Origin of the sequence: Stenotrophomonas maltophilia group sp. RNC7, from assembly GCF_030910085.1 — a bacterium.
Classification (GTDB): Bacteria; Pseudomonadota; Gammaproteobacteria; order Xanthomonadales; family Xanthomonadaceae; genus Stenotrophomonas; species Stenotrophomonas sepilia.
This window is the reverse complement of the sequence record NZ_JAVFVN010000366.1, coordinates 23301-33335: the sequence shown is the minus strand read 5'-3', so window position 1 is coordinate 33335 and position 10035 is coordinate 23301. Positions and strand designations below refer to the sequence as shown.

At 69.2% G+C, this 10035-nt stretch carries 7 protein-coding genes; 4 read left to right on the top strand and 3 right to left on the bottom strand.

Annotated features, from left to right (window positions below; translation table 11 throughout):
- Positions 1-310: 310 nt before the first annotated feature.
- Together RCF13_RS06615 and RCF13_RS06610 are read right to left on the bottom strand one after the other, a co-directional pair.
- On the bottom strand, positions 311-1054 hold the full coding sequence (locus RCF13_RS06615; RefSeq protein WP_049416677.1) for a basic secretory protein-like protein: 744 nt from the start codon (positions 1052-1054) through the stop codon (positions 311-313).
- Positions 1051-4395 carry a GH92 family glycosyl hydrolase gene (locus RCF13_RS06610; RefSeq protein WP_231352288.1) on the bottom strand — a complete coding sequence of 1115 codons (3345 nt, stop codon included), beginning with the start codon at positions 4393-4395 and terminating at the stop codon, positions 1051-1053. Before RCF13_RS06610 ends, RCF13_RS06615 begins: the two co-directional genes overlap by 4 nt.
- Before the next feature lie 418 nt (positions 4396-4813).
- Between RCF13_RS06610 and RCF13_RS06605 the strand changes: the two genes are divergently transcribed.
- The 3 genes from RCF13_RS06605 to RCF13_RS06595 are packed head-to-tail and all read left to right on the top strand — an operon-like array spanning position 4814 to position 7454.
- Positions 4814-5011 carry a zinc-finger domain-containing protein gene (locus RCF13_RS06605; RefSeq protein WP_005410967.1) on the top strand — a complete coding sequence of 66 codons (198 nt, stop codon included), beginning with the start codon at positions 4814-4816 and terminating at the stop codon, positions 5009-5011.
- Between the two features lie 15 nt (positions 5012-5026).
- Positions 5027-6142 (top strand): glycosyltransferase, encoded by a 1116-nt coding sequence (locus RCF13_RS06600; protein ID WP_231352287.1) that lies wholly within the window; start codon positions 5027-5029, stop codon positions 6140-6142.
- Positions 6123-7454, top strand: coding sequence for an O-antigen ligase family protein (locus RCF13_RS06595; protein ID WP_134969511.1), 1332 nt, complete (start codon positions 6123-6125; stop codon positions 7452-7454). The genes RCF13_RS06600 and RCF13_RS06595 overlap by 20 nt, the downstream gene beginning before the upstream one ends.
- A 99-nt stretch (positions 7455-7553) precedes the next feature.
- Here the strand turns inward: RCF13_RS06595 and RCF13_RS06590 are convergent, their stop codons facing one another.
- Complete coding sequence (locus RCF13_RS06590; protein ID WP_061479569.1) at positions 7554-8471, bottom strand: LpxL/LpxP family Kdo(2)-lipid IV(A) lauroyl/palmitoleoyl acyltransferase; 918 nt, start codon at positions 8469-8471, stop codon at positions 7554-7556.
- 60 nt (positions 8472-8531) lie between these two features.
- Here RCF13_RS06590 and waaA point away from each other — a divergent pair, with 60 nt between their 5' ends.
- Positions 8532-9830 (top strand): lipid IV(A) 3-deoxy-D-manno-octulosonic acid transferase, encoded by a 1299-nt coding sequence (gene waaA / locus RCF13_RS06585; RefSeq protein WP_134968840.1) that lies wholly within the window; start codon positions 8532-8534, stop codon positions 9828-9830.
- Positions 9831-10035 lie beyond the last annotated feature (205 nt).

Genomic DNA, 10035 nt, shown 5'->3' with positions numbered 1-10035 from the left:
GGGTGCCGGGGGGCCTGCCGGCGGCGGCGGGCCGCGGGGGGGTGCCCGCCGCCCGTGGGGCGGGCCCCGGCGCTACCCGGTGAATTGCAGTCCGGCGGTCATTTCCCTGCAACGCCGCTGCGGCCCAATACGCCCACGCGGCCCGGCCGTGGGAAGGGACCGGACCGGCCTTCCCACCCTGGGCCCGACCAACTTCCCATCGGCGAGGGTGTCATGCGCAATCGAGTGACGCGGCGGTACTTCCAGCAGCTGTTCGCGCTGTACGCCGGTTTCGTGCAGTCGCGCTGAGGCGCCGGCGACAGCGTGGGCGTCAGCGCCGCTTGCCGCGGCGTGCAGGGGCCGGCGGCGGAGCGTCGGAACGCGGCTTGGCGTACTGCGCCCACAGCGCCGGCAGTGCCTTGCCGGTGTGCTTCTGCCACAGCGCCGGTGCATAGCGGCCGTCGCGCAGGGCCTTGTCCAGTGCGAGCACCAGTCCCGGGTGTTCGGCGTCGGCCCACTTCAGGAACGCACCGGTCACCCGGTAGCCACTGTCGAAGTTCTGTCCCTTCTCGACCTTGCCCGGCAGTGCCCAGCCCGCGGCGGCATTGTCCATGCCGTAGCGGTCGCGTGCGTAGTCGGCGATGCCCTCCACCAGCCAACCCGGCACCCGTGCGTCGCCATAGCCCGGATAGCCCTGCACGATGTGCATGGCCTCATGGGTGACCAGGTCGATGTCGTTGGGGTGCTGCGCCAGCCAACCCGGGTTGATGGTGATCGTTGCGGCCTGGTCCTTGTCACCGACGAAGGCGATCCCGGTGTAGGCCGGGTCGATCACGATGCGCACCATCGACGGCGCGGCCGGGTGGAAGTCCGCACGTTCGCGCAGGTAGGCGAAGTAGAACGTATCGATGATCCGCTTGCGCTGCGGCGCGGCCAGGGCGCCACGGGCGTCCTGGTAGTTCAGCGTCACGCCGTCGCGGGTCAGCTGCGCATCAAAGGCCTGGGTCTGGCCGAAGCTGGAGAAGGAAAGGGCAACAAGGGCCAGAGGCAGCAGACGGTAGCGCATGGGGCTCATTGTACGGCGCTGGGCGCCAACAGTTCGATCTCCGCCAGCGGCAGCCGGCCCGGTGCGGCCAGGCGCAGCCGATACTCGCTGTAACGACCGGGTTTGGCGATGCGGAACGGTCGGGTCTGGCGGGCAGACTCGAAGGCTTCGCCGCTGCGCTGGTCGAGCACGATCCAGCGGCCGTTGCCACTGCGCGCTTCCAGCGTCCATTCGCCGCCCTGGATGCGGCCGTCACCGCTGGTGAGCGTGTACATGGTCGGCACGCCGTCGCCCAGGCCGGTCAGTGCGATGGTTGCGCCGCCGCCCAGGCCGACGGTCGTGGCGGCATCGTCGTCGACCAGCGCTGGCAGGGCGCGACCATCGGCCAGCGTCGCCTTGGCGCCACTGCCGAGCAGGTCGTGCAGCAGCTGCGGGCGCTGGCCCCGCGCGGTCAGCGAGCGCGGCACATCGTCCACGCCGCTGCCCCAGCGCGAAGGCTGCGGCCCCATCACGAAGTCCAGCGTCGCGCCCTTGGCGATCAGCTCGTGCGGCACCCAGGTCTTCGTCCACGGCTTGCCATTGATCTTCAGCGACTGCACGTAGACGTTCTCGCGTGAGTTGTTGGCCGCGTTCACGGTCAGCACCGCACCGCCCTGCAGTTCCACCCTCGCATGTTCGAACGCCGGTGAACCGATCACGTACTCCGGGGCGCCCATGCGCAGCGGATACAGGCCCAGCGAAGCCAGCACGTACCACGCGGAGGTCTCGCCGTTGTCCTCGTCGCCCGGATAGCCCTGGCCGATCTCGCTGCCCACATACAGCCGCGACAGGATCTCGCGCACGTGCTGCTGGGTCTTCCACGGCTGCCCGGCGTACAGGTACATCCATGGGATGTGGTGCGCCGGCTGGTTGCTGTGCGCGTACATGCCCATGCGCACATCGCGCGCTTCGGTCATCTCGTGGATGGTGCCGCCGTAGGATCCGGCAAACGCGGGGTCGGCGGTTTCCGGGGTGGAGAAGAAGGCATCCAGCTTCGCTGCCAGCTTGTCACGGCCACCATAGAGCGCGGCGAGTCCTTCGCCATCGTGGGCGGCGGTGAAGGCGAAGGTCCAGCCATTGGATTCGGTGTAGTCGTGGCCCCACACGCGCGGGTCGTAGGCCTTGGCGTCCACGCGCCACTGGCCATCGGCCTTGCGGCCCTGGAAGAAGCCGGCGGCCGGATCGAACATCGTCGCGTAGCTGGCGGCGCGATGGCGGAAGTAGTCGGCCTCGGTGCTGTAGCGCTCGCGTGCGGCCGGCGTGGTCGCGCGTTTGGCCAGGGCCTCGGCCATGTTGGCGATGCCGAAGTCATTCAGTGCGCCTTCCATCGTCCACGACATGCCTTCGTGCACGTCCGCGCTGGCATAGCCACGGAAGGTCGAGCGGTCCATGCCCTTGCGGCCGACGTGGCGGTCGGGGGGGACCACGGTCGCGTTCTTCAGCGCGGCCGCGTAGGCCTCTGCCGGATCGAAGCCACCGACGCCTTTCAGCCACGCATCTGCAAATGCCACGTCCGAGCTGGTACCGACCATCAGGTCGGCGTAGCCCGGCGACGACCAGCGTGCGATCCAGCCACCGGCACGGTACTGCTCGATGAAACCCTGCACCATCTGCCCGGCATCGTCGGGCGTGAACAGCGCATAGGCTGGCCAGGTGGTGCGGAAGGTGTCCCAGAAGCCGTTGTTGACGAACACCTTGCCATCGCGCACGCCGGTGAAGCTGCGGTTCGCGCTGCCCTCGGTGTTGTCGTCGCTGGCGCTGGCCTGGTTGGCGTAGCGCCAGTCAGGCGCGGCCGCGCTGCCGGCATTCTCGTGGCCGGAGTTGGGATACAGGTACAGCCGGTACAGGCTGGAATACAAGGTGGTCTTCTGGTCGTCACTGGCATTGCCGATGTCGAAGCGGGCCAGGCGCGCGTCCCATGCATCCTGCGCACGGCCGGCCACGCTTTCCAGCGTGTCGGCGGCGGCGATTTCCAGCGCCAGGTTGTGACGCGCCTGTTCCACCGAGATCAGCGAGGTGGCGATACGCATCGTCACCTGCCGGTCGCTGCCGGCATTGAACTTGATGTAACCGGTCGGGCGGTCGGTGTCGAGGCGGCCGCTGCTGCGCCACGGCTTGTCGAAGCTGGCCACCACGTACATGCGGCTGGCGCCGTTGGACAGGCCACTGCGCGTATCGGTGTAGCCGCTGAGGGTCTGCGTGGCCGTGTCCAGGGTCAGGCCACCACGCGCATCGACATTGTCGAACAGCAGGTTGGCGTCGCCGCCCTCGGGGAACTCGAAGCGGAACAGCGCGGCATGGTCGGTCGGTGCGATGGCAGCAGCGATGCCATTGTCGAAGCGCACGTCGTAGCGGTAGGGGCGCGCGCTTTCATGACGGCGGTCGAACGACAGCGCGCGCTTGCGGCGGTCGGCGTCCGGCACGCCACGGCTGGCCGAGGGCATCACCTGGAAGGTCTGGCGGTCGCCCATCCACGGGCTGGGCTGGTGGCTCAGTGCCAGTGCCTGCAGCTGCGGGCGGTTCTGCGCATCGTTCTGTTCGTTCCAGCGGTACAGCCAGTTCAGTGCGCCGGCGTCGGTCACCGGGGTCCAGAAGTTGAACCCGTGCGGCACCGCCGTGGCCGGGAAATTGTTGCCGCGCGAGAAGGTGCCGTTGGCCTGGGTGCCGCGGGTGGTCAGCACCCAGTCGGAGACGCGCTGCGGCCGCTGCCGCGGTTGGGCATCCAGGCGCACGTCATCAATCCAGCCAGAGACCGGCGCGCCCTCGGCGCTGGCCACCTCCAGCTCGATCGCCACCACGCGGCGGCCCTTCAGCGTGGGCACGTCGCCCAGCCGCACCGCCTTGCGGGCCCACTGTTGCGGGTACAGCGTCTTCGATTCGCCCTGCGCGCGCGCGCCGATCGCCACGCCATGCTGGTCGCGTGCCGCACCGGCCGAGACGCGGCTGCCATCGTCCAGCAGCAGGTCCAGCGATACATAGGTCGAGGCGACGGTGTCCTTGCCGACGATTTCCGGCAGCACCAGCCACGACAGCGTGGTATCGGCCTCGATGGGCAGGTCGGCCTTGAACAGTTCGCGCCGCGCGCTGCCGCCTTCGCTGCTGTAGCGCAGCGCATGCAGGCCGCTGTAGCCGGCGTTGCGCTTGGCGGCGTAGGGCGCGGCCGGTCCATTGCCGATCGTGACCTGCAGCGCACCGGTGGCCTGCGCCGGGACAGGTTCGCCCGGTTCGAACGAGGTCTGCAGCCCCTGCGCCCGCGCCGGCATCGCAGGGGTCGCACAGGCCAGGGCCAGGGCGAGCGGAAGCAGGGCGCGGCGCGGATCGGACAGGGTCATGCAAGGGTCTCCCGGAAGGGCTGGCGGCGGGCGAACCCGCATCGGCGGACACCACGGACAGCATCGCTCCGCCCGCCAGGCTGGCAGTGGAAGAGGCGATGCCGGTCCGGTGGGGGCGGGCCATGCGATCGGGTTGGATTGGGTGGGTCGAGGTGCGACCTGGCCCGATCCTGCAACAGCCGCCGCGCGCTGGCAAGTGCCATTTAGTTCGATCCAAATGCGGGAAATATCGCTGGAGTCGATTCTGGCGAGCGAACCTGCCGGAACGACCGCGAAATCCCCGGAATCACCGCCGCCCGGCGTGCGGCGGGGAGATGCGAGGCATCGGCGGCGGCGTGCAAAGGCCCGTTGCGGGGCAATGTCGTTGCGGCCCAGATGCTAGAATCACAGGCCTCGCAACCCGTTCACCGAATCCGCCATGAGCCATACCGCCACCGCGCCCGCCAACGCCGAGAAGCGCTACACCGTGCACCGCAGCGATCTGCCGTTGAGCTGCCCGACCCCGGAAATGGCGCTGTGGAACTCGCATCCGCGCGTGTACCTGCCGATCGAGGACGAGCCCAACGGCGAAGCGCAGTGCCCCTACTGCGGGTCCGTGTTCGTGCTGGCCGACTAAACGGCGGCCCCTTCGATGCGCCGATTGACCGTGGTGCAGTTGCTGCCGGCGCTGCACTCCGGTGGTGTCGAGCGCTCGACCCTGGAAATCGCTGCGGCCCTGGTTGTCGCCGGCCATCGCGCGCTGGTGGTGTCTGCCGGCGGCCGCCTGGTGCAGCCGCTGCTGGACAGCGGTGCCGAGCACCTCACCCTGGATATCGGCCGCAAGTCGCTGCTGACCCTGCGCCATCTGCCGACCCTGCGCCGGCTGTTTGCCGAAGTTGGTGCGGACATCGTGCATGCCCGTTCGCGGCTGCCGGCCTGGTTGGGCCTGTACGCGATCCGCGCCATGCCCGCCGCACAGCGCCCGCATTGGGTGACCACCGTGCACGGGTTGAACTCGCCCAGCCGCTACAGCGCGGTGATGACCAGTGGCGAACGCGTGATCTGCGTGTCCAACACCGTGCGTGCCTACGTGCAACGCCATTACCCGACGGTGCCGGAAGAAAAACTGCGGGTCGTACCGAGAGGTGTCGACGTCAACCAGTTCCCGCGCGTGGCGCGCGCCGACCGCCGTCCGCGGCTGGCCCTGGCGGCCGACTACCCGTGGCTGGCGCAGGTTGAGGGCCCGCTGCTGCTGCTGCCGGGGCGCGGCACCCGACTGAAGGGCCACGCCCACGCGCTGCAGCTGCTGGCCGACGTGCGTGCCGCCGGCGTGCCTGCCCAGCTGTGGATGCTGGGCACCGACGAACCCGGGCGCGAGGCCTACGTGGCTGGCCTGCGCCGCCAGGCCGCGGCGCTGGGCGTGGCCGAGGCCGTACAGATCAGCACGCCTACCGTCCGCATCGCCCAGGCCTACGCCGCCAGCGATCTGGTGCTGCAGCTGTCGGACAAGCCGGAAGCCTTTGGCCGCACCGTGCTCGAGGCGCTGTCGGTCGGCCGCCCGGTGCTGGGCTGGGACCACGGTGGCGTCGGCGAACTGCTGCAGCAGCTGCAGCCCAGCGGTGCGGTGCCGCTGGGCGACGCGCACGCGCTGGGTGAACGTGCGCTGGCCCTGCTGGCGCAGCCGCCGTCCCTGCCGACCCGCATCCCGTTTACCCTGCAGGCCATGCAGCGCGACACCCTCCGCCTCTATGCCGATCTCGCCGGCTGACCCCGCTGCCATCGTGCGCGACGACCGTGCCGGGCGCTGGGCGCCCTGGTGGGTGCTGGCGTACGTGGCGATGTGGCCGCTGCCGGGCATTGCCGAAACCGTGCTGGGCCTTGGCGCGGTCTATGCTGCCGCGCGCATGGTGATGCGCCGGCTGCAGCGCCGCCCGCACCTGTTGAGCACGGCGGCGTGGGCGCTGACCTCGATCCTGTTCCTCGGCTACTGGCTGCCGCAGGCGTTTTCGGCCATCGATGCGATCGACCCTTCGGCCTCGTGGACCAAGGCGGCCGCCGGACTGCGCTACCTGCCCTTCATGTGGCTGGTGGCGATCGCGGTGGCCACGCCGGAACGGCGGCGCTTGACCTTCGGTGGCCTGGCGCTGATCACCGGCGTGTGGACGCTGGACGCGCTGGTGCAGGCGCTGGCTGGCACCAGCCCGTGGTTCTGGTCGCTGGAACACCTGAAGCTGGCCGTGAGTGGCCAGGCGCTGTGCCCGGCCGACGAAGCCGCACTGGCCGACCGCCTCAGTGGCGCGCTTGGGCCCTGCAATCTGAAATTCGGCCAGGTGCTGGCCAGCCTGTCACCGTTCCTGCTGCTGCCGATGGCGCGGCGTTTCGGCAATGCAGGGTGGTTGCTCGCCGCTGCGACACTGGGGTGCGTGCTGCTGCTGGCAGGTTCGCGCGCCTCGTGGATCACCTTTGTGCTGGTGCTGGCCTACAGCGGCGTGCGCCAGTTCGGCTGGAAGCGGCTGCTGCTGCTGGCCCTGGTGGCAGCGCTGGGTACGGCCGCACTGACAGCGGGCGTGCCGCAGCTGCGCGAGCGTGTCGCGCGCACGGCGCAGGCATGGAACGAAGACGGGCAGGGCGTTGACGAGGCCCTTTCGGGGCGCGCGCGCATCTGGACCGCGGCGGTGTGCATGATCGAGGAGCATCCGGTCAACGGTGTCGGTGCGCGCGGCTTCCGCGATGCGTATCCGGCCTGCGTGTCAGATGAGGGCCCCGCCGTGTGGGGCAACCAACCGGCGTTGCACGCCCACCAGATCGTGCTGGAAATCCTTGCCGAGACCGGCGTTCTGGGCCTGCTGCTGTGGTTGGCGGCGGTGGCGCAGGCCTGGCGGGCCTGGCGCTATGCCCCGGCGGCTGCGCGTGATCGCGCCCGGCCGGCGATGCTGGCGCTGGCGGTCACGGTGTTCCCGCTCAATACGCACCTGGCGTTCTATTCCGCTTTCTGGGGTGGCCTGACGGTGCTGCTGGCTGCGTTGTTCGCCGGCAGCCTGCTGGCGCGGGACGCGGGCGACACGCCGACGGTGGTCTGATCGTCCATCCACGCATGGCGCGGCTCTACTGCATGTACCGGACGGAGCGTGCTTTGGTAGATCCACGCCATGCGTGGATGGAGCATTCCCGACGCACCGCTATTTGTAGAAATCACTCCGGCCGCCGGGCTGGCGCTTGAAGCGGCGGTGGATCCACAGGTACTGGTCGGGAGCCTCTCGCACCATCGCTTCGATGGCCTGGTTGACCCGGGTGGTATCGGCTTCCACATCCTCGCTGGGGAAGTTCTCCAGCGGCGCGCCGATCTTCAGGAAGTACTTTCCGCCTTCGCGCCGGTGGAAGTACGGAATCACCGCACAGCCGGTCATGCGTGCCAGCTGATGGGTGGCGGTGATGGTCGAAGCGGTGTGGCCGAAGAACGGCACGAATACGGTGTCTTTGCCCCGCATGTCCTGGTCTGGCGCGTACCAGAGGAAGCCGCCCTTCTTCAGGTGGCGCACGGTCGCGCGGATGTCCTCGTTGGCGAACATCGCCTTGGCATAGCGCAGGCGGCCGAACTTGACCGCCCACTCATACACCGGGTTCTTGTGCTTGCGGTACATGCCGGAAAGATCGACGTAGTCGCACAGCAGGCGGCCGCACATCTCCAGGGTCATGAAGTGGCCGGAGACCAGCAGGACGCCGCGGCCTTCGGCCTGCATCTGCCGCAGGTGTTCCAGGCCTTCGACCCGTACCTGCGGGCGGATGCTGTCGATGCTGCCCCACCAGGCGCGGATGCACTCGAACACGCCGACGCCCAGCGCATCGAAACTGTCGCGCACCAGGCGCTGCCGCCACGCTTCGTCCTTCTCGGGGAAACACAGCTGCAGGTTGACCTCGGCGGCGCGGCGGCGGCTGCCGAGCAGGCGCCAGGTGATCCAGCCGACGCCCCGGCCCAGCGCGCGCTGCAGCATCCACGGCAGGCGGGCGATGGCGAAGGCGCCGAACATGGCGGCGAACATCGGCCAGTTGCGCGGATCGCGCAGCGACGGGCGGACGGCGGTGGAGGCATCTGACATGGGGCCATTCTACCAAGGCGGCCGCGTGTCTTTCCCGGGGGGCTCCCGTATCCTTGCCGCATGCGTAAAGACCCTGTCGAATGGATCCTGCGCGGCCTGTACTCGGTCGTGCTCTATATCCTGCTGCCGATCACCGTGTACCACCTGGTCTGGCGCGGTTTCCGGGTCCGTGAGTACTTCCGGCGCTGGGACGAACGCTACGCCTCCTATCCGCAGCCGACCGGCCAGCCACGGGTGTGGCTGCACGCGGTCTCGGTGGGCGAGGTCAATGCCGCCGCGCCGCTGGTCAATGCCCTGCGCCAGCAGCGCCCGGACATCCGCTGGGTCATCACCACCATCACTCCGACCGGCTCCGAGCGCGTGCGTGCGCTCTGGGGCGACGCGCTGGACCATGTCTACCTGCCGTACGACGTGCCGGGCAGCGTCAACCGCTTCCTCGGCCATTTCCAGCCCAGCCTGGCGCTGATCCTGGAAACCGAGTTGTGGCCGAACATGCTGTTCGGCTGCCGTGACCGTGGTGTTCCGGTCTACATCCTCAATGCCCGGTTGTCGGCGCGTTCGCTGCGCGGCTACCGGCTGCTGGCCGCATTGATCCGCCGCGCCCTGCGCACCGTCACCTGCGTGGCCGCGCAGTCGCAGGACGATGCCGAGCGCTTCGTGCAGCTGGGGGCGGAGCCCGGCCAGGTGCAGGCACTGGGCAACCTGAAGTTCGACATCACCACGCCGGACGTGCAGGGCTTCGTCGAACAGTTCCATGCACGGGTGCCGGGCGCGCGCCCGGTATGGATCGCCGCCAGTACCCATGACGGCGAAGAGCAGGCGGTGATCGACCTGCACCGCCGCCTGCGCCAGCAGCATCCGGATCTGCTGCTGCTGTGGGCACCGCGCCATCCCGAACGTTTCCCGAAGGTGGAAGCGCTGGCGCGCGAACAGGGCTGGAGCGTGGCGACCCGCCGCGTGGACCAGTGGCCGCACGCCGCCACAGACGTGTTCGTCATCGATACCCTCGGCGAGCTGATGCCGTTCTACGCCTGCGCCCAGGTCGCCTTCGTCGGCGGCAGCCTGCAGGCCATCGGTGGCCACAACCTGCTGGAGCCCGCTGCGATGGGAACCGCGGCGGTGACCGGCCCGCACCTGCACAACTTCGCGGAAATCTCCCGGCGCATGCGCGAGGCCGGTGCGCTGCTGATCGGCGAAGATGCGCAGGCGGTGGGCGACCTGCTGCAGCATCTGCTTGAAGATGCGCAGGCCCGCGAGGACATGGCGCGTGCGGGCTGCACGTTGGTCAGCAATGGCCGTGGCGCGCTGCAGCGCACGCTTGCGCTGGTCGCACCGCACCTGCCACCGGCACGCGATTGATCCCGGCAGCGCGGCGTCGGCGGCGCTGCGCTGCGTTGTCGTGATCAACTTCATCAATTCTGCTTAGCGACGATTTTTCTGTCGTTGCTGGACCGACCCTGCCGATGGCAGCGTGCCTGCCATCACATCGTGGCGCACGCAGCACCGATTCTGATTCCGCAGGACGACGCAGGCTGCCAGCCTGCTGTCGACCGCGCTTGGGCGG